This window comes from Halomonas sp., assembly GCF_014859505.1.
In the GTDB taxonomy this organism is placed as follows: domain Bacteria; phylum Pseudomonadota; class Gammaproteobacteria; order Pseudomonadales; family Halomonadaceae; genus Halomonas.
Genome location: NZ_JACUUD010000044.1, coordinates 1 through 21,175, shown reverse-complemented (window position 1 = coordinate 21,175; position 21,175 = coordinate 1). Strand labels below are relative to the sequence as shown.

The 21,175-nt window shown below is 67.4% G+C and carries 22 protein-coding genes; 9 read left to right on the top strand and 13 right to left on the bottom strand.

The window, feature by feature from the left end:
• Nucleotides 1-9: 9 nt before the first annotated feature.
• A complete protein-coding gene (gene ytfE, locus IBX53_RS08100; protein WP_290907723.1) occupies nucleotides 10-630 on the top strand; it encodes an iron-sulfur cluster repair protein YtfE in 621 nt (206 codons plus the stop codon).
• Nucleotides 631-729: 99 nt separating this feature from the next.
• On the opposite strand, the gene IBX53_RS08095 is transcribed toward ytfE, so the two are convergent.
• On the bottom strand, nucleotides 730-1,182 hold the full coding sequence (locus IBX53_RS08095; RefSeq protein ID WP_290907721.1) for a globin: 453 nt from the start codon (nucleotides 1,180-1,182) through the stop codon (nucleotides 730-732).
• Between the two features lie 175 nt (nucleotides 1,183-1,357).
• Here IBX53_RS08095 and IBX53_RS08090 point away from each other — a divergent pair, with 175 nt between their 5' ends.
• Genes IBX53_RS08090 through IBX53_RS08080 form a run of 3 tightly spaced genes read left to right on the top strand, consistent with a single transcriptional unit; the run spans nucleotide 1,358 to nucleotide 4,039 of the window.
• Entirely contained in the window at nucleotides 1,358-2,353 is a 996-nt protein-coding gene (locus tag IBX53_RS08090; RefSeq protein ID WP_290907717.1) for a peptidase U32 family protein, read from the top strand.
• A gap of 11 nt (nucleotides 2,354-2,364) precedes the next feature.
• Nucleotides 2,365-3,294, top strand: coding sequence for a U32 family peptidase (locus tag IBX53_RS08085; RefSeq protein ID WP_290907714.1), 930 nt, complete (start codon nucleotides 2,365-2,367; stop codon nucleotides 3,292-3,294).
• 7 nt (nucleotides 3,295-3,301) lie between these two features.
• Nucleotides 3,302-4,039: an anaerobic ribonucleoside-triphosphate reductase activating protein gene (locus IBX53_RS08080; RefSeq protein ID WP_290907711.1), complete on the top strand. Its 738-nt coding sequence runs from the start codon at nucleotides 3,302-3,304 to the stop codon at nucleotides 4,037-4,039.
• Nucleotides 4,040-4,153: 114 nt separating this feature from the next.
• Here the strand turns inward: IBX53_RS08080 and IBX53_RS08075 are convergent, their stop codons facing one another.
• From IBX53_RS08075 to hemN, 4 genes are all read right to left on the bottom strand, one after another.
• Nucleotides 4,154-4,906: a ribonucleoside-diphosphate reductase gene (locus tag IBX53_RS08075; protein ID WP_290907708.1), complete on the bottom strand. Its 753-nt coding sequence runs from the start codon at nucleotides 4,904-4,906 to the stop codon at nucleotides 4,154-4,156.
• Between the two features lie 54 nt (nucleotides 4,907-4,960).
• A complete protein-coding gene (locus IBX53_RS08070; protein WP_290907705.1) occupies nucleotides 4,961-7,072 on the bottom strand; it encodes an adenosylcobalamin-dependent ribonucleoside-diphosphate reductase in 2,112 nt (703 codons plus the stop codon).
• Nucleotides 7,073-7,111: 39 nt separating this feature from the next.
• Nucleotides 7,112-7,606, bottom strand: a complete 495-nt coding sequence (locus tag IBX53_RS08065; RefSeq protein WP_290907701.1) for an SCP2 sterol-binding domain-containing protein — start codon at nucleotides 7,604-7,606, stop codon at nucleotides 7,112-7,114.
• 307 nt (nucleotides 7,607-7,913) lie between these two features.
• A complete protein-coding gene (gene hemN / locus IBX53_RS08060; protein ID WP_290907698.1) occupies nucleotides 7,914-9,299 on the bottom strand; it encodes an oxygen-independent coproporphyrinogen III oxidase in 1,386 nt (461 codons plus the stop codon).
• 336 nt (nucleotides 9,300-9,635) lie between these two features.
• Here hemN and IBX53_RS08055 point away from each other — a divergent pair, with 336 nt between their 5' ends.
• The 3 genes from IBX53_RS08055 to IBX53_RS08045 all read left to right on the top strand — a co-directional run bounded on the left by IBX53_RS08055 (nucleotide 9,636) and on the right by IBX53_RS08045 (nucleotide 11,057).
• Entirely contained in the window at nucleotides 9,636-10,040 is a 405-nt protein-coding gene (locus IBX53_RS08055; RefSeq protein WP_290907695.1) for a YbaN family protein, read from the top strand.
• Nucleotides 10,041-10,097: 57 nt separating this feature from the next.
• On the top strand, nucleotides 10,098-10,571 hold the full coding sequence (locus IBX53_RS08050) for an Rrf2 family transcriptional regulator (RefSeq protein ID WP_290907692.1): 474 nt from the start codon (nucleotides 10,098-10,100) through the stop codon (nucleotides 10,569-10,571).
• A 174-nt stretch (nucleotides 10,572-10,745) separates the two neighbouring features.
• Nucleotides 10,746-11,057 (top strand): c-type cytochrome, encoded by a 312-nt coding sequence (locus IBX53_RS08045; RefSeq protein WP_290907690.1) that lies wholly within the window; start codon nucleotides 10,746-10,748, stop codon nucleotides 11,055-11,057.
• 110 nt (nucleotides 11,058-11,167) lie between these two features.
• Here the strand turns inward: IBX53_RS08045 and IBX53_RS08040 are convergent, their stop codons facing one another.
• From IBX53_RS08040 to nosR, 6 genes are all read right to left on the bottom strand, one after another.
• Nucleotides 11,168-11,695: a nitrous oxide reductase accessory protein NosL gene (locus IBX53_RS08040; protein ID WP_290907687.1), complete on the bottom strand. Its 528-nt coding sequence runs from the start codon at nucleotides 11,693-11,695 to the stop codon at nucleotides 11,168-11,170.
• Nucleotides 11,696-11,710: 15 nt separating this feature from the next.
• Nucleotides 11,711-12,541, bottom strand: a complete 831-nt coding sequence (locus tag IBX53_RS08035) for an ABC transporter permease subunit (RefSeq protein ID WP_290907684.1) — start codon at nucleotides 12,539-12,541, stop codon at nucleotides 11,711-11,713.
• The gene (locus tag IBX53_RS08030) at nucleotides 12,538-13,515 is read right to left on the bottom strand and encodes an ABC transporter ATP-binding protein (RefSeq protein ID WP_290907681.1); all 978 of its coding nucleotides are present in this window, start codon (nucleotides 13,513-13,515) and stop codon (nucleotides 12,538-12,540) included. The genes IBX53_RS08035 and IBX53_RS08030 overlap by 4 nt, the downstream gene beginning before the upstream one ends.
• Complete coding sequence (locus IBX53_RS08025) at nucleotides 13,512-14,816, bottom strand: nitrous oxide reductase family maturation protein NosD (protein WP_290907678.1); 1,305 nt, start codon at nucleotides 14,814-14,816, stop codon at nucleotides 13,512-13,514. The genes IBX53_RS08030 and IBX53_RS08025 overlap by 4 nt, the downstream gene beginning before the upstream one ends.
• Nucleotides 14,817-14,902: 86 nt before the next feature.
• Nucleotides 14,903-16,816 carry a TAT-dependent nitrous-oxide reductase gene (nosZ, locus tag IBX53_RS08020; RefSeq protein ID WP_290907675.1) on the bottom strand — a complete coding sequence of 638 codons (1,914 nt, stop codon included), beginning with the start codon at nucleotides 16,814-16,816 and terminating at the stop codon, nucleotides 14,903-14,905.
• Between the two features lie 124 nt (nucleotides 16,817-16,940).
• Nucleotides 16,941-19,097, bottom strand: coding sequence for a transcriptional regulator NosR (gene nosR / locus IBX53_RS08015; protein WP_290907672.1), 2,157 nt, complete (start codon nucleotides 19,095-19,097; stop codon nucleotides 16,941-16,943).
• A gap of 207 nt (nucleotides 19,098-19,304) precedes the next feature.
• On the opposite strand from nosR, the gene IBX53_RS08010 reads away from it, so the two are divergent.
• Both IBX53_RS08010 and IBX53_RS08005 read left to right on the top strand, forming a co-directional pair.
• Nucleotides 19,305-19,637 carry a hypothetical protein gene (locus IBX53_RS08010; RefSeq protein ID WP_290907669.1) on the top strand — a complete coding sequence of 111 codons (333 nt, stop codon included), beginning with the start codon at nucleotides 19,305-19,307 and terminating at the stop codon, nucleotides 19,635-19,637.
• Nucleotides 19,638-19,641: 4 nt separating this feature from the next.
• Nucleotides 19,642-20,208 (top strand): hypothetical protein, encoded by a 567-nt coding sequence (locus IBX53_RS08005; RefSeq protein WP_290907666.1) that lies wholly within the window; start codon nucleotides 19,642-19,644, stop codon nucleotides 20,206-20,208.
• Nucleotides 20,209-20,312: 104 nt separating this feature from the next.
• Here the strand turns inward: IBX53_RS08005 and IBX53_RS08000 are convergent, their stop codons facing one another.
• Nucleotides 20,313-20,867 carry a hypothetical protein gene (locus IBX53_RS08000; protein ID WP_290907663.1) on the bottom strand — a complete coding sequence of 185 codons (555 nt, stop codon included), beginning with the start codon at nucleotides 20,865-20,867 and terminating at the stop codon, nucleotides 20,313-20,315.
• Nucleotides 20,868-20,881: 14 nt separating this feature from the next.
• Nucleotides 20,882-21,175 (bottom strand): ethylbenzene dehydrogenase-related protein (locus IBX53_RS07995; protein ID WP_290907661.1); only part of this gene is annotated, 294 nt, incomplete at its 5' end.

Genomic DNA, 21,175 nt, shown 5'->3' with positions numbered 1-21,175 from the left:
CGCACCGCCCTGACCCTGCCCGGCGCCACCCGGGTATTTCGCGACCACAACATCGACTTCTGCTGCGGCGGACGCATCAGCCTGCGCGAGGCCGCCGAGCGCATCGGCCTGGCCCCCGAGGCCCTGGTCGCCGAGCTCGAGGCGCTGCCGCAGGGCACGAGCGAGGAGCGCGACTGGCGGAAGGCCAGCAACGACGAGCTGATCGACCATATCCTGACCCGCTATCACGATGTCCACCGCCAGCAGCTGCCCGAACTGGTGCGCATGGCCCGTCGCGTCGAGCAGGTCCACGGCGAGCGCGACACCTGCCCCAACGGCCTGGCCGACCTGCTCACCACCATCCACCAGGAGATGGAGAGCCATATGCAGAAGGAGGAGCAGATCCTCTTCCCGATGCTGCGCCGGGGCCTTGCCGCACAGGCCCAGGGGCCCATCGCGGTGATGCGCCACGAGCATGACGACCACGGCGAGAACCTCGAGCAGGTGCTGGCGCTGACCGACAACATCACGCCGCCCAGGGGCGCCTGCACCACCTGGCGCGCCCTCTATACCGGGCTGCGCGAATTCCGCGACGACCTGATGCAGCACATCCACCTGGAGAATAACCTGCTGTTCGAACGAGCCGGCTGAGACCCCATCCGGCTCACATCGTCCTGATCCAGCCACGAAGCGAGCCCCCATGGCATCGTCCATGGGGGCTCGCCTGGGGCGATGATCACGAAGGCGGGCTCAGCTGTCGCGGCCATCCCCCCGGTCGTAGTGGAACGTCATGAAGACGATGCCCGGCGTCATCACCAACCGCCAGGCCAGCTCGATCTCGTCATCGAACTGCTCGTCGTAGACACGAACCGTATCGATCAGGGTCTCGAGCCAGAGGTCATAGAGCGCCGGGGCGATATCGAGGTGCGCACGACTGTGGCTGACCGCCACCTCTTTCAGGTAGTAGTCGGCATGGCTCGACACGTAGAACGACAGAAGGCGATAGAAGGCCTTCTTCAGCATGGCCCGCTGCCGCGCCATGTCGGTCTGGTGAAACTTCTCTGACACCTCCGGGGAAGCCGCGAGAAAGCGCTCATAGAAGGCCGCGAAGAACGCCTGTCCCTCGATCTCCCGGCTCAGTACCCGCACATAGCTCGCATCGAATAGACATTCAATGTCCATGGCCACACCGCTGATGAGCATGCCTGTCTCAAGACTAGGCCAGGCACCAGCGCAGAGCCTCGTCGAATATCCACCTCATGGCCCCGGCGTGACCTCTCACTCCCTGCTGCGAATCCCCCTCGCCATGACGCCAGTCAAAGGCCCCCGAGGAAAGCTCGACTAGCATGGTCGGGATTCCCACCACAGGAGGCTCACCATGGAGCTCGTCTGCCCCGCCGGCAACCTGCCCGCCCTGAAGCGCGCCGTGGATGAAGGGGCCGATGCCGTCTATTTCGGCTTCCAGAACACCACCAACGCCCGCCAGTTTGCCGGACTCAACTTCACCGACAGGCGCGCCCGGGAGGGGATCGACTACGCCCACGCCCGCGGCAGGAAGGTGTTCTGCGCCATCAACACCTACCCGCAGCCGGACGGCTGGGCGCTGTGGACCCGCGCCGTGGACCAGGCCGCGGAGCTCGGCGTCGACGCCCTGATCATGGCCGACATGGGGCTGCTCGACTACGCCGCCCGCCGCCACCCGGACCTCGCCCGCCACCTCTCGGTGCAGGGCTCGGCGACCAGCCATGAGGCTCTGCGCTTCTACCACGACCAGTTCGGCATCCGGCGTGCCGTGCTGCCCCGGGTGCTGTCGATCACCCAGGTGCGCGACCTCGCCAAGCAGAGCCCGGTGGAGCTCGAGGTGTTCGCCTTCGGCAGCCTCTGCATCATGGCCGAGGGGCGCTGCTACCTCTCGTCGTATCTCACCGGCGAATCCCCCAACACCCGCGGGGTCTGCTCGCCGGCCGCCCACGTGCGCTGGGAGGAGACCCCCCAGGGGCTGGAGTCGCGCCTCAACGGCGTGCTGATCGACCGCTACGGCGAGGGCGAGAACGCCGGCTACCCGACGCTGTGCAAGGGGCGCTTCGAGGTGGGGGGCGAGACCTACCACGCCATCGAGGAGCCCACCAGCCTCAACACCCTGGAGCTCTTGCCCGAACTCGCGGAGCTCGGCATCAGCGCGGTGAAGATCGAAGGCCGCCAGCGCAGCCCGGCCTATGTGTCGAAGGTGGCCGGCATCTGGCGCCAGGCCCTGGATCGTCTCGAGCGAGCCCCGGGTCGCTTCCACGCCGAGCCCGCCTGGATGACCGGCCTCGGCGAGGTGTCCGAAGGCAGCACCACCACCCTGGGCGCCTACGAGCGCCGCTGGAAATAGGAGAGAGCCCCATGTCCGAGACCCCCACGCTCCAGCTGTCGCTGGGCCCGGTGCTCTTCTACTGGACACGCGAGCGCTACGCCGACTTCTACCGCGAGGCCGCCGACTGGCCCGTCGAGATCGTCCACCTGGGCGAGTCGGTCTGCTCTCGCCGCCGGGACATGAAGCTCGACGACTGGATGAGCATCGGCCGCGAACTGGCCCAGAGCGGCAAGCAGGTGGTGCTCGCGAGCCAGACCCTGATCGAGTCCGAGGCCGACCTGCGCGACCTGCGCAAGCTGTGCGACAACGGCGAGTTCCTGGTGGAAGCCAACGACCAGAGCGCCCTGCAGCGCCTCTCCTCGGCCGGCCTGCCCTTCGTAGCCGGTGCCACCCTGAACCTCTACAACCCGGCCACACTTTCCGTGCTGTCCCGGGCCGGCATGCGGCGCTGGCAGGCCCCGGTGGAGATGTCGAGGGATGACCTGACCCGGCTGCTGGCCGACTGCCGCGAGCAGGACCTCGAGGCCCCCTGCGAGGTGTTCGCGTATGGCCACCTGCCGCTCGCCTGGTCGTCGCGCTGCTTTACCGCGCGGCGCTACCAGAAGCCCAAGGACCGCTGCCAGTTCGTCTGCCAGAAGCATCCGGAGGGCCTGGCGCTGCGCTCCCAGGAGGCAGCCCAGGTCTTCACCCTGAACGGCATCCAGACCCTCTCCGGGGCCTGCCAGGACCTGCGCCATGAGGTGCCCGCCATGGCCGAGATGGGCGTGTGCATCGCCCGCCTGAGCCCCCGCCACGAGGGCATGGCCGAGGTGGTGGCCGCCTTCGACGCCGCCCGCCGCGGCGAGCTGGCCGAGCCGGACCCGCTCAGCCTGGTCGACGCCGAGATCTGCGACGGCTACTGGCACGGTCGGCCCGGCATGGACCACAGCCGGGCCGCCGGGCTGGCCGCCCTCGGATAAGCGCCCCATGATCCCGCTACAGGACGCGCTCGCCGGCGAGATCCGCCTGCCCATCGCCGGCTTCGACGCCCGGGACGATCACGCCTTCCCGGGCCGACGGGCGGCGGTGGTCCACCTGCAGGGTTGCCCGCTGCAGTGCGGCTACTGCGAGACGGCAAGCCGCATGGGCCCGGCACGCCGAGCCGCCCCGGACGAATGGCGGGCCATGGAGGCGCTGCTGGCCACTCGGTTGGGGGAGATCGACGCCGTGGTGTTCAGCGGCGGCGAGCCCACCCTGCACCCCGACCTGCCCGCCGCCGCCGACGCCTGCCGGGCCCTGGGCCTGGCGGTGGGGCTGCATACCGCCGGCCCCTACCCGGAGCGGCTCGAGGCGCTGCTGCCGCGGCTCGACTGGGTCGCCCTGGATACCAAGGGACGCGGCGCCGACTTCGACCGCATCAGCGGCCGGCCCGGCATCTGGCGGCGCCACGCGCGCAGCCTCTCGCTGCTGCTGGAGGGCAACACTCCCTTCGAGTGTCGCACCACGGTGCACTGGCGCGACTTCACCCTGGAGGAGCTCGAGCGGCTGGCCATGACCCTGGCCGACTGCGGGGTACGCCGCTATGCCATCCAGCTGGCGCGGCGGGAGCGCTGCCTCGACCCCGGCTACTGCGAGCCCCTGGCCGAGGCTCCGCCACGTGAGGCTCTGGAGACCCTGGTGCGACGGCTCCGGCGCCATTTCGAGCACCTCGAGTTGCGCGGCTGAGCACCCCAGAAACGCCATCGCCCCGGGCCACTCTCGTGACTCGGGGCAATGCGTGTCCTGCTCTGGCCCGTCAGCGCCCGGCGCTTGGCCGAACGGTAGTGGACCGCACGGAAGTTAACCGCACTTGGACCAGCCACAGCCCGCATAGCACGTCGGGCAGCCATCCATCATGATCAGCTCGCCGCGGCACTCGGGGCAGTGGCCCACCACGGTGGGGCCGTCGCCCTTGGCATGATCGGCATGCTGAGCCTTGCGTTCGGCCTGCTCGATCTCCTCCGCGGTGGGCGGATGCCAGAGGTGGCCGCTGGCCTGGCGCTGGGCGTAGCGGGTCACCAGCTCCTCCACCGGCACCTGGTTGCCATCCTGGTCGAGGAAGCCGCGGCGGAAGAGGATCTGCTGGATCGACCAGGCGATGGCCGCCACCTCGGAATCGTGGAACATCGGCTTGCCCCAGCGGTTCATCCCGCAGCGCACCAGGCCCTTGTCCCAGGCCACCTTGCGCAGGTCGGCTACCGCCTGGGTGACGTAACCACCGCGGGCGGCCAGCGACAGGCTGCGCATGGTGGCGGTGATCCACTGGTGCTCGCTGGAGAGCTGGCCGGAGGGGAAGAAGAACTCCACCGGGCGCTCTACCACCACCCGCTTGCCGCCCAGCACGCCCTCCACGGGCATGAAGGAGACCAGCAGGTAGACCTTCTTGCGCCCCTCGGCGCCGACGTAGGAGATCTTCTCCGACACGGCCTCCAGGGTACCCTCGGGGCGCGAGGGGATGCGCACCGTGAGCGGGTTCTCCTCGGGCAACGGTGGCTCTTCCACCGCCTTCTTGATGCTGTAGGAAACGATCTTGGAATTGATCTCGACGGCCATCAGGAGGCTCCTCCGATAAGTTGTTGACTGGCGCTCGGCAGCAGGTGGAATGGCTTACCACTTGCCATAGGTGCCTTCCTTCAGCGCATCATAGAGGTTCGCCGCGTTGTGCTCCTCGCCGTCGTAGATGATCTTCTCGTCACCGGCCAGTTCCACGGTATCGCCGTTCTCCAGTTCGAACACATAGGTGGTGTTCTTGAGATCGTCCTCGCGCACCAGCACACCCTGGAAGGCCTCCGGATTGAAGCGGAAGGTGGTACAGCCCTTTAGCTTGCTCCGATAGGCGTCCAGGTAGAGGTCCTTGAACTCCTCGAAGGGGAAGTCGGTGGGCACGTTCACCGTCTTGGAGATGGCGGAGTCGACCCAGGCCTGGGCAGCGGCCTGCACCGCCACGTGCTGCTTCGGGCTCACCGAATCGGCGGTGATGAAGTAGTCGGGCAGGTCGCTCTCCACCGCGTCGGGGGCAATGAAGTGTCGGTAGGCCGCCAGCTCGAAGGAGACCACCTCGACCTGTTCCTTGGTCTTCTTGCCCGACTGGATGACGTTGCGGAAGTAGCGGTGCGAGAAGGACGGCTCGATGCCGTTGGAGGCATTGTTGCCCAGCGACAGCGAGATCGTGCCGGTGGGGGCGATGGAGCTGTGGTGGGTGAAGCGCGCGCCGTGCTCGGCAAGCTGGGCGACCAGTTCCGGTTCCACCTCGGCGACCTTCTGCATGTAGCGGCTGTAGCGGGCGTGCAGGATGCGACCGGGCACCTTGTCGCCGATCTCGTAGCCGTCCTGCTTGAGCTCGGGGCGCTCGCGCATCATCTTCGGGGTGATCTCGAAGTCCTCGGCCAGCGCCGGTGCCATGCCCTTCTCGCGGGAGAGTTCCAGCGCCTGCTTCCAGCCCTCGACGGCCAGGTTGCGGCTCACCTCTTCGGTGAAGGCCAGCGACTCCGGTGAACCGTAGGGAATCTTGAGCATGGTCATGGTAGAGCCCAGGCCCAGGAAGCCCATGCCATGGCGGCGCTTGGCCTCGATCTCGCGGCGCTGGCCGGCGAGCGGCAGACCGCTGATCTCCACCACGTTGTCGAGCATGCGGGTGAAGATCGCCACCACCTGGCGGTAGCGCTCCCAGTCGAAGCGCGGCTTCCTGCCGAAGGGGTCGATGACGAAACGGGTCAGGTTGACCGAGCCCAGCAGGCAGGCGCCCTCCGGGGGCAGTGGCTGCTCGCCGCAGGGGTTGGTGGCGCGGATCTCCTCGCAGAACCAGTTGTTGTTCATGCGGTTGACCTGGTCGATCAGGATGAAGCCCGGCTCGGCGAAGTCGTAGGTCGACTTCATGATGGTGTCCCAGAGCTCGCGGGCCTTGATCACCTCGACGATGCGACAGGCCACGCGGCCCTCGGCATCGACGGTGTAGCCCTCCTCCACCACCGGCCAGTCGCGGTAGAGCAGCTCGCTCGCCTCGACGTCGTCCTTCTCGCCGGCGTGCAGCGGGAAGGCCAGGGGCCAGTCGGCGTCCTGCTTCACCGCCTCCATGAACTCGTCGGTGATCAGCAGGCTGAGGTTGAACTGGCGCAGGCGCCCCGCCTCGCGCTTGGCCTCGATGAACTGGCGCACGTCCGGATGGCCGACATCGAAGGTGCCCATCTGGGCCCCACGGCGTCCGCCGGCGGAGGCCACCGTAAAGCACATCTTGTCGTAGATATCCATGAACGCCAGGGGGCCGTTGGTGCCGGCACCGGCGCCGAACACGAAGGCGCCCTTGTGACGCAGGGTGGAGAAGTCATAGCCGATGCCGCAGCCCGCCTTGAGGGTCATGCCGGCGTCCACCACGGAGTCGAGGATATCGTGCATGGAGTCGCGGATGGTGCGCGACACCGTGCAGTTGATCAGGCTCACCGCCGGCTTGTAGGCCTCGGCACCGGCGTTGGACATGATGCGCCCTGCCGGGATGGCACCGTTCTCCAGCGCCCAGCGGAACTTCGGCAGCCACTCGTCCGCACGCTCACCCTCCACCGCGGCCAGGGCCCGGGCCACCCGCTCCCAGGTGGCGACCACATCCTTGTCCACGGGCTTGCCGTGGCGATCCTTGAGGCGGTACTTGGAGTCCCAGATATCGCGGGACGGCCCCTGCAGGGGGACCTCGCTGGATGACTTCACGGCCTTGGTGGAAGTGCTCATGCGGATGGCTCCGGAAGAAAATCGGTTATCGGAAATGGGTCAGGTCGTGCGTCTCGCCAGCCGCTCCAGGCGGACCAGCAGGTCACCGAAGGCTCCCTGAGCCAGCCCCTCCTCGCGCCCGTCGAGGAGGTTCTTGACCATCAGGCCCAGCTCGGTATCGCCCTCGATCAGCAGGCGGCGCTGGAAGAACAGGGCATCGGGGTCCTCGCGGCGGGTGGCCAGGCAGAGGAACTCGCGCCAGCCGCCGCGAATGGAGGCCTCGCCGGGCTCGGTACAGACCCTGATACGCTCGTTCTCAAGGGTCAGGGTCAGCGCCATGCCCAGGTCCTCGATGGCCAGGGTGATGCGGCGCCCCTCGAGAGCGTCGAACTCACCCTCGGCCAGGGGCTCGGCGAAGGTGCGGTTGAGCAGCGGTTCCACCAGGCGGCGCTTGACGCCGACCGGAACGCGCGGATCGACGGCGCGAATCAGGCGGGCGGGTGCGGGAAGGCGCGGCAGGGCCTGTAACGGTAAAGGCAACAACGGCAGGGACATGACAGCTCTCCTGAGGATAACCACGCGGCCGAGGCCGCCGAACCGTTCATCCTAGGCCGGTGTTCCCCGGGCTGCACTGACATGCATCATGTCGCCGGACAGCCCTCGATCACCCGCGGCCCGACTACCATATATAGACCATATCACCTCGGCAAGCCCCATATCTGGTGCAAACCGACGAACATCATGAGCCATCTTCATTTGACAGCGAAGATGCCCGGCCTGGCGCGGCGCAACGCCAGGACGCCGCTCGCATCGATGATGGCGCGGCGTCCAATGAAAGCCAGTGGCCTTGCCCCGGGCGGAGCTAGACGGTGCGGGAGTAGCGACCCTGGCTCTTCGCCAGGTAGGCGTCGAAGGCCATGGCGGCGTTGCGCATCATCAGCCGACCGCGGGGCAGCACCTCGATCTCGTCTTCGCGGATCGCCAGCAGGCCGTCGTCGGCCATCTCCTGGAGCTCTTCCAGGGCGTCGGCGAAGGTGTCGCGGAAGACGATGCCGTGCGCGGTCTCGATGGTGGCGAAGTCGATGCGGCCATGGCACATCAGGGCGTTGATCACGTCGCGGCGCAGGCGGTCGTCATCGCTGAGCCGGTAGCCGCGGAACACCGGCAGGCGCCCCTCTTCCAGGCGGTGCTGATACTGGGCGGTCTCCTTGACGTTCTGGCTGTAGGTGTCGCCCACCTTGCCGATGGAGGTGATGCCCAGGCCGATCAGGTCGCAGTCGGCATGGGTGGAGTAGCCCTGGAAGTTGCGCTGCAGGGTGCCGTCCTCGCGGGCCAGGGAGAGCTCGTCGTCGGGCAGGGCGAAATGGTCCATGCCGATGTAGACGTAGCCGGCGGCGGTGAGCCGGCGGATGGTCAGCTCGAGCAGCTCCAGCTTGCGCTCAGGCGGCGGCATGTCCTCGGGGCGGATCAGCCGCTGGGCCTTGAACAGCTCCGGCAGGTGGGCGTAGCTATAGGCGGCGATGCGGTCCGGCGCCAGGGCGATGATCTTGCTCAGGGTGGTGTCGAAGCTGGCCACGGTCTGCAGCGGCAGACCGTAGATCAGGTCGACGCTCACCGACTGGAAGCCGGCGTCGCGGGCCGCCTGGACCAGCTCGACCACCTGCTCCTCGCTCTGCAGGCGATTCACCGCCTCCTGCACCTCACGGTCGAAGTCCTGAACGCCGAAGCTGAGCCGGTTGAAGCCCAGAGCATGCAGCTCGTGGATCTGCTCGGGCGTCACGGTGCGCGGGTCCACCTCCAAGGAGAACTCGCGCTCGGCGGGCAGGGCGAAGTGGAACACCTCGTCCAGCGCCGCCATCAGCTCGCCAAGCTGGGCGTTGCTCAGGTAGGTGGGCGTGCCGCCCCCCAGGTGCAGCTGGGTCATGCGCCGCGACTCGTCGAACAGCGCCCCCTGCACGCGGATCTCCTGCTTGAGCCATTCGAGGTACTCGGCGGCGCGCTCGGTGTTGTGGGTGATGATCTTGTTGCAGGCGCAGTAGTAGCAGAGGCTCTTGCAGAAGGGGATGTGCACGTAGACCGACAGCGCCTTGGGCGTCTCGGCCCGGTTGCTGCGCTCGGCGGCGGCACGGTAGTCATCCTCGGCGAAGGCCGCATGGAACTGGGGCGCCGTGGGGTAGGAGGTGTAGCGGGGCCCCGGACGGTCGTACTTTTCCACCAGGGGGCGATCGAACAGCAGGTCGTCTTGCATCGTGAAACAGCCTCTTTAACCGGATGCCGGCACCGCGGCGCCACCGTATAGGGCAGAGTATGCCATTCAGGGTCCGGCGCGTCGGCACCCTTCTCGAGGTAGCTGACCTGGATCAAGCCCGCGGCGCACCGTGCGCCGACACCAGTGGAGCCGCCGCCAGGCCAGGCTCCAGGCGAGTGCCGCCCCCCGCAGCAGGGCCGCCAGCGGAAAGAGCCAGCGCCAGGCGGGAACGGTGGAAGCGGTTCCCCCGGGGCGACTCGCGGAAGGCTTTGCGCCACTCTTTAATATTCATGTAAAATACTATTTATTGAGCATCGCCGCCATGGGGGAGGTTCCATGACACACCCGGTCTCGCGCATCGCCTGGAGCGGGCTGGCCTACTGCTGCATCGGCCTGGGCACCGCCGGGCTGGTGGTGCCCACCACGCCCTTCCTGCTGCTGGCGGCCTGGGCCGCCCCCAAGGGCTCGCCGCGGCTGGTCCGATGGCTGCACGACCATCCGCGCCTGGGGCCCACCCTGCACGCCTGGCGGGAACAGCGCGCAGTGCCGCGCCGCGCCAAGCGGCTGGCGCTGGTGCTGCTGCTGATCAGTTGGCTGGTGCTGTGGGTCGGCGGCGCGGCGCCAGTCGTGCTGGCACTGACCGACCTGCTGTTCTGCGGGGTCGCTGCTTTCGTGCTAACGCGCCCCGCCGCCGAGGGGGATGGAACTCTCCGCCCGGGCAGGCATAAGGTAATAGAATGAAAGGCACTTAGCTTATTAACATTGACTAATATCAAGCCGAGAGGTGGCAGCCCTCATATGCATCTGACCCGCTTTACCGACTACTCCCTGCGCGTGCTGCTCTACCTGGCGGTAAAGGGAGAGGGGCGCTCCACCATTCACGAGATCGCCGGGCGCTTCGACATCTCACGCAACCACCTGATGAAGGTGGTGCAGGACCTGAGCCACAAGGGCTACATCACCGCCATCCGCGGCAAGAACGGCGGCCTGCTGCTCAAGAAGGCCCCCGAGGAGATCCGGCTGGGCAAGCTGGTGCGCGACACCGAGAACGACATCGAACTGGTGGAGTGTTTCGGCGACAATAACGAGTGCAAGATCACCCCGGCCTGCCGGTTGAAGCCGATCCTGGCCGAGGCGCTTCGCGCCTTCATGTCCGTGCTGGACAAGTACACCCTCGCCGACATGCTCGGCCCCCGGGAACCGGAGCTGGCTCAGCTGCTGAGGATCGAGCCGGCATCCCGCGATGGCGCCACCCCGAACCCGGCGAGCTGACCCACGCGGGGCTTGCCCCAGCGGCCGTCAGGGACGATGCTGAACGAGGCATGCTGTCGTGACCCAGGTCATGGCACCCCGTGAACGCCCGGGCGATCATGGCCGCCAACCATCGGAGGCGAGGGAGGCCTCCGATTTTTTCAACGCCATAAGATGCATTCTGGAGACGTGTTCATGAAGCGACTTGCTACCCTGACCCTGACCGGCGTCGCCGGCCTGGCCCTCTCGGCTGCCGTCCAGGCGGAGCCCGATGGCGAGGCCATCTACAACCAGGCCTGCATGGCCTGCCACATGACCGGTGCCGCCAGCGCGCCCATCAAGGGCGACGAGGCCGCCTGGGCTCCGCGCCTGGAGCAGGGCATGGAGACCCTCTATGATCGCTCTATCAACGGCTTCCAGGCCATGCCTCCCAAGGGCGGGGCATTACAGCTCAGCGACGAGGAGGTGAAGGCCGCGGTGGACTTCATGCTCGAACCGGTGCTCTGAGACCTCTCTCATCGGCGAAAGCCCCCACCACGCCAAGGAGAACCACAGCGCCCCCGACAGCCAGGCTGCCGGGGGCGCTTCGCTTCGCGTGCGGAGCCAGCACACCCCACCTACATGGTGCGATGGATATGCGCCCGGGCCAGGTCGTTGAGCACCTGCACATCGACCTCCTCATAGGCCAGCAGGCGCCCCTCGTACTCGGCCATGAAGGCACGGGCGTCCTCCTCGCGGCCGAAGGAGGCCAGGGTGGGCCCCATGGCCCCCATCAGCGGGTGTTCGGTCACGTAGACCGCCAGGTCGGCGGCGATGAAGGCGTCATCCGAGGGTCGCTCCCAGTCGGTGGCGCCCATGTCGTGGACATAGGCCTGGCGCAGCTGGGGCACCGAGTCGGGCTGCAGCAGCCACACGAACATGTCCGAGGTGGAGCAGAAGGTCAGCAGCCGCCCGTCGCGCAGGCAGGCCTGGGCCTTGGGGCCGGCAAACCCGGCGATGAACATACCGCATACCGCGCACTCGTCGTCGTCGCGGAAGGGGCGCGGCTCGCAGGCCGCGGCCACCTCCTCCTCGCTGCCGCAGCCGGCCAGCCCCGCCAGGGTCACGCCCCCCAGCACGATGATGAATTTCCTGCGTGTCAGCATTCGTCGGTTTCCTTGTCAGATCTCGCGGCGGCGGAAGATCCACAGTGCCAGGCCCAGCGGCACCGCCACCCAGGCCAGCAGGGTGCCGAGCAGCAGCGCCGGGTGGAAGGCCGCATCCGCGCCGATGGAGGCCAGCCCCGCCTGGGTCCGCGCCGCCTCGAAGAAGGTCAGGTTGACGATGCGGAAGATGTCGGTGGGGTTGAGCAGCAGCAGGGTGTGGAAGAGCCCCTCACTGACCTCGCCGCCGGTGCCCACCAGCACCCCCAGCAGCGCCAGGTCGTAGACGATGACGAAGAAGAACCACACCACCAGGGCGATGCCCGCCGCCCGGGACTTCTCCGCCACGCTGACGCTGATCAGGTAGGCGAAGCCGATGAAGGCCCAGCCCAGCAGCATCGCCGAGAGGATGAACAGCGCCAGGGCCGCCACCAGCTCGCCGAGCAGCTCCACGCTGCCGAAGGCGGCGATCACCGCGCCGGCCACGCCGAAGCCCACCAGGGTGGAGACGCCGAGGATCGCCGCATGGCCGAGGAACTTGCCGGCGAGGATCTCGACCCGGCTCATGGGGTAGGTGAGCAGCAGCAGCAGGGTGCCCTGCTCGTCCTCGCCGACGATGCTGTCGTAGGCCAGCATCAGGGCGATCAGCGGAATCAGGAACACCGCCAGGCTCGAGAGGCTGACGATGGTGGTGGAGACCCGGGTGAAGCCCACCTGGCCGGAGGCCGCAGCGCCGAAGTAGGCCAGGCCGATGGCCAGCAGGCCGAATACCAGGGTGATCGCCAGCACCCAGCGGTTGCGCAGGCCGTCGCGGAACTCCTTGCCGGCCACGATCATCAGGTTTCTCATGCGCTGACTCCCTCTCGCGCGTCGAATGCCGGCGCGGGGGCCGGTGTGCTCTCCGCCCGGTCGCGAAGGGTGCCGTCGAAGTGGGCGTAGAGCGACTCCAGGGTGGGCGGCTCCAGGTCCAGGTCGGCGGTCTCGGGGTCGGCCATCAGCTCGCGGAGCACGGCCATCTTAGCGCGCACCGGCACCTTGAGCTCGAGGCGGCCATCCCCCGCCACGCGGGCCAGCACGCCGTGGGGCCGCAGCGACTCGGCGAGGCTCTCCGCGGCCCGGGGGGTGCGCAGGCGCACCACCAGCGGCAGGTCGGCGGCCTCGCGCAGCTCGTCGATGCTGCCCGAGGCGAGCATGCGCCCCTCGCCCAGGATCGCCGCCCGATCGATATGGCGCTCCACTCCCGGCAGCACGTGGGAGCAGAGGATCACGCTGACCCCGCGGCCGCGCAGCTCGTCGACCATGCCGTAGAAGTCGCGGGTGGCCATGGGGTCCAGCCCCACGGTGGGCTCGTCGAGCAGCATCAGCCGCGGCTCGCCGATCAGCGCCTGGGCCAGCCCGAGGCGCTGGCGCATGCCCTTGGAATAGGTCTTCACCCGGCGGTGCATGGCGTGGCCCAGCCCCACGCGCTCCAGCAGCGGCTCGACGACACCGCGGCCGATGCGCTTGAGGCGGGCGAAGTAGTCGAGCACCTCGAAGCCCGAGAGCTGTTCGTAGAACTGCACGTTCTCGGGCAGGTAGCCCAGGCGCAGGCGCAGGTCGTTGGCCGCGGCACCGCCGGGATCGTGGCCGAACACCCGGAGCTCACCGCTGGTGGGCCGGATCAGCCCCAGGATCAGCTTCATGGAGGTGGACTTGCCGGCGCCGTTGTGGCCCATCAGGCCCAGCACCTCGCCCTCGCCCAGGGTCAGGCTCACCTCGTCGAGGGCGGTCAGCTTGCCGAAGCGCTTGCCGACCGAGCGCATCTCGATCACGGGTTGGGTCATTGCACTATCTCCGCCATCCAGTCGGGAAGGGCCATCAGCGGATGGCTGTCGCGTACGCCCGGCGGGCGCAGGATCGGGAACTCGCGCTGCACCCAGCGCAGCACCTGCACCGCCGGGCTGTTCATCAGGATCTTGGCCATGGGATAGGTCCAGATCAGGCGATCCACCGAGTCGTTGGGCTCGTAGGGGATATCGCCCAGGCCGTCGCCGCTCAGGTCCCAGCCCAGGTAGTCGCTCCAGTAGTTGCCGCTGCCTTCGAAGGACCACTCCTGCTCGCGCAGGGCCACGTACTTCACCTGGGTCTCGTTGCCGACGAAGGCGTTGCCGTGGAACGCGTTGTCCTCGGAGCCGGCGGTCATGTGGATGCCAATCTCGGTGCGCGCGAAGAGGTTGTCGCGTATCTCGTTGAACAGCGAGTTGTAGACGAACAGCGCCTTGCCCTCGGTGCCGCTGATGGCGTGGCCATCGGGTGCCGACGTCATGCCGCCGCGCTGGGCTTCCATGGCGACGTTCTCGGCGATCACCGAGTCGACGATGAAGTTCATCAGAAAACCGTAGTTCTGATCGCGAATGGAGCGGTTGCCGATGACCTCGAGCTGGCGCGACTGCATCAGCGCATAGCCCAGGCGATTGTTGCGGGTCTCGTTGTCGCGCACCTCGTTGGCGTGCGAGAACATGTAGTGCACCCCGTAGCGCTGGTCGCGCAGCAGGTTGCCGATCAGCCGGTTGTGGTTGCTGACGTCGATGTAGATGCCGTCGCGGGCCTCCCACACCTCGTTGTCGCGGATCTCGGCACCGGTGACGTTGTAGAGCTGCAGGCCATTGCCACGATCCTGGGAGCGTAGCGCGGTGTCGCCGCTGATGCGGTTGCCGATCACCTTCACGTCGGGCACGGCATCGAGCCAGATGCCGAAGCCACGGGCCTCGATACGGTTGGTCTCGAGCCGTGTCCCCGCCGCCTCGCGGGCCACGAAGACACCGCTGTCCATATCGTTGATGTTCGCACCGTCCTCGCGGATGTGCAGGTCGCGCACCGTGGTGCCTGGGGCGACCACGGTCAGTACGGTGCCGCGGCGCTGGCCGTCGAGCACGGCACCGGGCTCGCCGACCAGGGTGATGGGCACCTCGACCACAAAGTTGCCGAGGTGGACGCCTTCGGCCACCCACACCGTGTCACCGGGCGCGGCGGCATCCAGCACCTGCTGCAGCGGGGTCTCGCCGGGGACGGCACGCCATTCGGCGGCCGAGGCGAGGCTGGGCAGCAGCAGGAGAAAAAAGGGGAGTAACCATCTTGCTGGCATGGTGTTCTCTGCGTGACGAAGGGGGCCTGCCGAGCCGGCGCGGGGCGCCGACCCGGCAGGTGCTGCCGATGATCTATGCGGCAGGATCAGGCCGGCTCGACCAGCAGACGGCCGACCATCTCCATATGCAGCGCGTGGCAGAACCAGTTGCAGTAGTACCAGAACACCCCGGGCTTGTCGGCCGTGAAGGTGATCGAGGCGGTCTGCTGCGGGCTGATCTCCATGCTCACCCCGTGATCCACGACGCAGAAGCCGTGGGAGAGGTCCTCGATGCGGTCGAGGTTGGTGATGGTCACGGTGATCTCGTCACCCACCTTGGCCGGGATCTCGGTGACGCCGAAGTTGGGCGCCACCGATGTCATGTAGACCCGCACCTTGTTGCCGTCTCGAATGATGGTGTTGTCGGTGTCGACGTTGACGCCATCCTCCTCGGCCCGACGAATGGTCTCGGCGAAGTAGGGATCGTCGCGCTCCCAGACCTGCTTGGTCTGGATCTGGTCGCGGCGGATGATCACCGCGTCGTGGGGCTCGGCGAAGGTCGGGGTGTCGTGGAGGAGCACCATCTCGTCGCCGGAGATATCGATCATCTGATCGTTCTCGGGGTGCAGCGGGCCCACCGGCAGGAAGCGGTCCTTCGAGAACTTGTTAAGTGAGAACAAGTACTTGCCATCGGCATCCTTGGATTCGGAGAGGGTCGCGTGGTTGTGGCCCGGCTGGTAGTGCACGTCCAGTTTCTGACGAATGTACTCGACGTCCTCGCCATTGTAGTGGCGTACGGCGTCCTCCATGTTCCACTTCACCACCTGGCTGTCGATGAACACCGTGGTGTAGGCGTTGCCGCGGCCGTCGAAGGTGGTATGCAACGGCCCGAGGCCGATCTCCGGCTCGGCGGCGATCACGTCCCGCTCGTCGTCGAGGTTGCCCTCGAAGAGGTCGTCGAGCCTGGCGATCTCGATCATCGACACGGTGGGCGAGAGCTTGCCGGCGGCGATGAAGTACTTGCCATCGGTGGAGGTGTTGAGGCCGTGGGGGTTCTTCGGCACCGGCACATAGCGAGTGACGTTGAGGTCGGAGCTCTTGCGGCCATCCACCACCGGCACGTCGGAGTCGCCGATGGTCATGAAGTCACCGTTGGCCACCGCCGCCTCGATGCGCTCGATGCTGAAGACGGTCACCCAGTCACGGTCGGCGCGCATCTTGCCGGCCAGGTCCACGGCACCCTCTGAGTTGTAGCAGGTCGCCGCGCAGTACTTGCCGGTGTAGTCGGCGTCCATGTTGTCCAGGTTGCCATCCACCATCACCTGCCACTTCACCTCCATGGTGTCGGCGTCGATGGCATTCCACAGGGTGTAGTACTTCGACGGGTCATTGATGTCGCGGCCATCGTTGGGCTGCGGGATCATGTACTCGCCGTTGGCGAACACATAGCCGGTGCGCGGGGCCTTCTGCAGGCGCAGGCCGTGGATGGCCTGGACGTTGGGTACCGTCACCATGGCGTCGGTCTTGAAGACGTCGAGGCGAATCCGCGCCACCCGGGTATTGGCCTTGTCGTTGATGAACAGGTAGCGGCCATCGTGGCTGCCGTCGGTATAGCTGACGTGGGGGTGGTGGGCATCGCCGTTGGTGAAGCGGTGGCTGTCGCCCATGATCCGCTTGGATTCGTCGGTCATCCCCCAGCCGGAGGCCGAGCAGTGGTTGAACACCGGAATGCGCATGATCTCGCGCATGGAGGGCACGCCGTAGACGCGGACCTCGCCGCTGTGGCCGCCGCTCCAGAAGCCGTAGTACTCGTCGAGCTCACCCGGTGCCACATCGATATTGGCGGCGCTGCCGTGGCTGGCCGCCTGGGCCGGCTGGCTGCGGGTCATCGCGCCCACGCCCGCCACGCCGGCGGCGCCGGCCATGCTGACCGCACCTACCGCGGCGCTACCCGCCAGGAAGCGGCGGCGCCCCTCGTTGACGGTACCGGTGGGCTGGTCACCCTTATGCTTTTCGCTCATGACGCTTCTCCGTTTCGTTGTCGAGATCACATCTCGTCTCGTCGCCGACTCAGCGGCCGGCCCTTCGTCTTCCGTTGCGGCGCCATGCCCCGGGGGACGGTGCCGCGAGCGGTTCGGTTGCCCCTCAGCCGCCGTCCCCCGCCACCTCGGTGGCGGGAATCCGCCGGGCCTCGGCCGCCTTGCTGCTCAACCGAGTCGCCTTCTCGCGCTTCTTGCGCTGCACCACCATGGGCGGGCACTTGCGGTCGTCGTGGTAGGTGATCTGGCAGTCCAGGCAGTAGTGGCACTCGTTGGGGTTGATCTGCCCGTCGGGGTGGATCGCCTGGATATGGCACTCGTTGGCACAGATCTGACAGGGCTTGCCGCACTCCTTGTGACGGCGCAGCCAGTCGAACAGGCGGATGCGCGCGGGGATCGCCAGGCCGGCGCCCAGCGGGCAGACATAGCGGCAGAAGAACTTGTGGTTGAAGGCGCTGATCACCAGCAGCACCACGGCGTAGAGCACGAAGCCCCACTCGCGCTGGAACTTGAGCAACACGGCGGTCTTGAAGGGCTCCACCTCGGCGTAGATCTCGGCCTGGCCCAGGGACTGCAGGGAGAGGGCGAACAGCCCCAGCAGGATGATGTACTTGAGCGCCCACAGCCGCTCGTGCACCGCGAAGGGCAGCTCGAACTGCGGCACCTTGAGCTTCAGCGCCACCGCGCTGATCAGCTCCTGCATGGCGCCGAAGGGGCAAAGCCAGCCGCAGTAGACGCCGCGCCCCCACAGCAGCAGGGTGACCGCCACGAAGCTCCAGAGGAGGAACATCATCGGGTCCATCAGGAAGGTGGACCACTGGAAGTCGGTGAACAACGCATTGGCGAAGGTGAGGATGTTGACCACCGAGAGCTGGGCCAGGGCGTACCAGCCGATAAACACCACGGTGTAGACCAGGAAGCCATAGCGAATCGTGTGCAGCAGCCGCGGCCGCCTGGCCAGCCAGTCCTGGAACAGCAGGATGAAGGTGAGCACGCCGAGGCCGGCACCCAGCACCACGATGTGCATGACGCGGTCTTCCCACACCGAGACCCACAGCTGGGTGGTCTCGTCCTCGAGCATGGCATCGGCCACGGGCTCGGGAATCACCAGGAAGCGCTCGGGCACCTTGAGTTCGGCGTCGAAGCCCGCGAACTCGGTGTCCAGGGCGCCCACCTGGCGACGCACCAGCAGCTCCAGCTCCCAGGCCTGGCCCGGATCGAAGCGGGTCTCCTCGCGCAGGATGAAGATGTCGCGTTCGGCAAAGCGCGGTGCGCCCTCGGCCTCGATGCCCCACAGGCGACGCATGTCGGCATCGTGGAACTGGTCGGTGCGCCCGCCGTGGTGGATCATGATGCGGTCATAGATCCCGCCGCGCACGAAGCCGGAGCCCTTGAAGGAGTAGCGCCCGTTGGCCATGATCGCCAGGGCGTGCTCATCCTCGCCCAGGCCCGCCATGAGCTGTTCGAACTGCCGCTCGCCAAGCAGGTTGCGACCCACGGTGGGCACGTTGAGGTAGGCGAAATAGAGGTCGATGAAGGTCTCGTCCTCGCTCCCTTCCGGCGTGGGCTCGACGCCTTCGGCTGCGGTGCCGACGAAGGCCTCGTCCACCTCGCCGCGGGTCAGCTGCAGGTGGCCGATGGCACCCTCCGTCACCAGATCATCCCAGCTCGCCTCCTCGAGGAGGTCGTTGCGCACCGTGGCAGGCTCGACCACGCCACCCTCGAGGATGTCCAGTTGCCGGGCCACCCGACGCGCCGAGCGCATGATCCCCTCGCCCATCACCACCACGGTGACGGTGGCGCCGGAGACCGCATCCACGTGCTCGTAGCCTTCGCGCTGCTGGCGCGACAGGCCCACCCGCACCTTCTGGCGCACCGACTTGCCGGCATACTGCCCGACGAAGTCATCGAGCACCGTCTCGGGGATGCCGATCAGCATGATCGGCTCGGAGTGGTCGAGCACCTCCACCCCGGTGATGCGGCCGTCCAGCGCCATCCCGACCCGCATGTTGACCGGGTGGCCGGAGTAGGCGGGAATCGGCGCGATATCGTTGGTCTCGAAGACGTAGCCCACCACCTCGCCGTCGCGCAGCACCGGCAGCACCGGCGGCTCCGCAATGGGCTCACCGACCGCATCCGCCTCGGGGAAGACCATGGGCAACCACTCGGCCGCCCGGGCCGTGGTCGACAGGCCCAACGCCAGCAGCGCAACTGCCATCAGCAGCGTCATGATCACCCGCCAGGGTCGCAGGACTCTTGTCACGGGACTCTCCACCTTCGGATCGAATCGGTCGGAGCAATAACATGCATCCGCAAAGCCTCTTTAGGGGTGAAGCATGGGATAGTTTGCCGAGTCCGACAACGCATCCAGATCAAGGTATTGGCCTTTTCCCTCTGTGGACCGGGTGCTATGTTGACCGGATCGCCCTTCCGGGCGGGCCTTGACCGATTCCTCAGGAGAGCCATGCCCATGGACACCCCGGCCGCCCTGCGCCACCCCCTGATCCATCAGCAGCGCTTTCTGGCCACCGAGATGATCTTCCAACTCGGCGAGATCTCCACCCCGATCCGCATCCGCTGCTACCGGGAGGCTGGCAGCGAACGTGTCACCTGCGAGCAGAGCCACTACCTGCAGACCCCCCTGCAGGCCGAGCCCTCCTTCGAGCACAGCGACGACCATGTCGGCATCGATGAGGCACTTGCCGCCATCACCGACGAGATGGTGGCGCAGTACCAGCAGGCGGTGCAGGCCGGCCACCGCCCCGGCGACGGCTGGCTGCTCCCCAGCCGCGATTTCGACTGAGTTCATGTTCACGTCCAAGCCCAAACCGGCCCTGCCCGTCGCCGCGGCCCTGCTGCTGGCCACGCTGCTTCCCCACATCACCGCCACGGCCGCCGTCTACAACACCCTCGATGCCGAGACCCACGGCCAGTGGCAGTCGCTGACCCTGGCGCTTGGCGATGAGCGCCACTACCGTGCCCTGGAGGCCAGCAGCTACAGCGACTCCCTGTTCAGCGTCAACTTCACCCCCGGGGCCTGCGAGCGCCCCTGGCTGGAGCTGCGCGTCGACCTGGGCGAGCGCCAGGCGGAGAGCCGTGTGGCCAACCGGGTACCGGGCGACCTGCGCGTTGACCACGAGACCATCCACAGCGGGACGGCGGAGTTCATCACCGAACGCGGCGACAGCGGCTTCTACGTGCAGTTCCTGCTGGAGGAGCCGGCACTGCTGGTGGAGGAGATGAGGCGCGGCGAGACCCTGCGCCTGCGAATGATGCGCGCCGAGGACGACCCCTGGTTCATGGTGTTCTCCCTGGCGGGTGCCGCCGAGGCCATGGATCGCGCCCGGCGCCAGTGCCACAGGGATATCCACTGACGCGAGGGTGAGCTGACCCGCGCCGGGCCAGGTTGCCCACGCAACCGGGCCGCCCCTCTCTCCATGAGCGATGAGGGCGGCCCGGTCAGCATCGGGACCTGGCGTCACTCCCGGCCGGAGAGCAGCCGGGTGTCCAGATACTCCACGGTGAGGTAATCCTCGAAGGTCCACAGCCGCACGAAGCGGTCGCGCTGCTGCTCGTCACCCCCCCAGGCGGAGAAGTCGAGCGGGGTAGCGGGCATGCCGTCGGCGAGCTGCTCCAGCCACCACTCGGCCATCTCCTCTTCCCAGGGCTGGCCGTACTCGGCCATCAGCCGCTCCTTCACCACGGCACGGTCGGCCACCTCGGGATGGAAGGCCACCACCAGGGCGAGGCGCTCGCTGCCTGCCGGGAAGACATAGCGCAGGTCGGTTTCCACCGCCGGCGTTCCGCCGCCCAGGCGGCCATCGATGATCAGGTCGCCGTCGTCGGTGCGTGCCTCGGTCACCTCGACGATGCCATCATCGGCCAGGCGCTCACGCACCTGCTCCGGGGACATGCCGAGCTCGGCGCTGCCGTAGCCGGTGATGGCAGGGGCGGCCAGGGCCGCCCCGGTGACCAGCAGCAGGGCCGGCGCCAGGGCGCCGATCCAGCCGCGGAACTGCCTCGCTTGACTCATTGCTGCTCCTTCCTTCAGCGCTCGATGCGCATGGCGTTGATCTCGACCATCTCCTCGTCGACTTCTTCGGCGCCGAACATCAGGCCGAACTGCCAGGAGACGTGGTGGAAGCGCGAGGCCGCATGGTCATCATGGAGGGCGAAGTTGACGTTGTACTTGCCGTCCAGGGCGAGCGGCTTGTCGCCGGGCGCGCCGGTGCGCAGGGCGCGAGTCAGGTAGGCGGTCCACACGCCTTCCGCCTCGCTGGCGCTGAACACCACCGCCTCGCTGTCGTCGAAGTGGCGCTGTTCGAGGATATAGCCGGACTC

Coding starts and splice junctions, on each gene's coding strand:
- IBX53_RS08095 (WP_290907721.1), bottom strand. CDS start 1,182: ATGCTCATCAGCGGTGTGGCCATGGACATTGAATGTCTATTCGATGCG.
- IBX53_RS08090 (WP_290907717.1), top strand. CDS start 1,358: ATGGAGCTCGTCTGCCCCGCCGGCAACCTGCCCGCCCTGAAGCGCGCC.
- IBX53_RS08085 (WP_290907714.1), top strand. CDS start 2,365: ATGTCCGAGACCCCCACGCTCCAGCTGTCGCTGGGCCCGGTGCTCTTC.
- IBX53_RS08080 (WP_290907711.1), top strand. CDS start 3,302: ATGATCCCGCTACAGGACGCGCTCGCCGGCGAGATCCGCCTGCCCATC.
- IBX53_RS08075 (WP_290907708.1), bottom strand. CDS start 4,906: ATGGCCGTCGAGATCAATTCCAAGATCGTTTCCTACAGCATCAAGAAG.
- IBX53_RS08070 (WP_290907705.1), bottom strand. CDS start 7,072: ATGAGCACTTCCACCAAGGCCGTGAAGTCATCCAGCGAGGTCCCCCTG.
- IBX53_RS08065 (WP_290907701.1), bottom strand. CDS start 7,606: ATGTCCCTGCCGTTGTTGCCTTTACCGTTACAGGCCCTGCCGCGCCTT.
- hemN (WP_290907698.1), bottom strand. CDS start 9,299: ATGCAAGACGACCTGCTGTTCGATCGCCCCCTGGTGGAAAAGTACGAC.
- IBX53_RS08055 (WP_290907695.1), top strand. CDS start 9,636: ATGACACACCCGGTCTCGCGCATCGCCTGGAGCGGGCTGGCCTACTGC.
- IBX53_RS08050 (WP_290907692.1), top strand. CDS start 10,098: ATGCATCTGACCCGCTTTACCGACTACTCCCTGCGCGTGCTGCTCTAC.
- IBX53_RS08045 (WP_290907690.1), top strand. CDS start 10,746: ATGAAGCGACTTGCTACCCTGACCCTGACCGGCGTCGCCGGCCTGGCC.
- IBX53_RS08040 (WP_290907687.1), bottom strand. CDS start 11,695: ATGCTGACACGCAGGAAATTCATCATCGTGCTGGGGGGCGTGACCCTG.
- IBX53_RS08035 (WP_290907684.1), bottom strand. CDS start 12,541: ATGAGAAACCTGATGATCGTGGCCGGCAAGGAGTTCCGCGACGGCCTG.
- IBX53_RS08030 (WP_290907681.1), bottom strand. CDS start 13,515: ATGACCCAACCCGTGATCGAGATGCGCTCGGTCGGCAAGCGCTTCGGC.
- IBX53_RS08025 (WP_290907678.1), bottom strand. CDS start 14,816: ATGCCAGCAAGATGGTTACTCCCCTTTTTTCTCCTGCTGCTGCCCAGC.
- nosZ (WP_290907675.1), bottom strand. CDS start 16,816: ATGAGCGAAAAGCATAAGGGTGACCAGCCCACCGGTACCGTCAACGAG.
- IBX53_RS08010 (WP_290907669.1), top strand. CDS start 19,305: ATGGACACCCCGGCCGCCCTGCGCCACCCCCTGATCCATCAGCAGCGC.
- IBX53_RS08005 (WP_290907666.1), top strand. CDS start 19,642: ATGTTCACGTCCAAGCCCAAACCGGCCCTGCCCGTCGCCGCGGCCCTG.
- IBX53_RS08000 (WP_290907663.1), bottom strand. CDS start 20,867: ATGAGTCAAGCGAGGCAGTTCCGCGGCTGGATCGGCGCCCTGGCGCCG.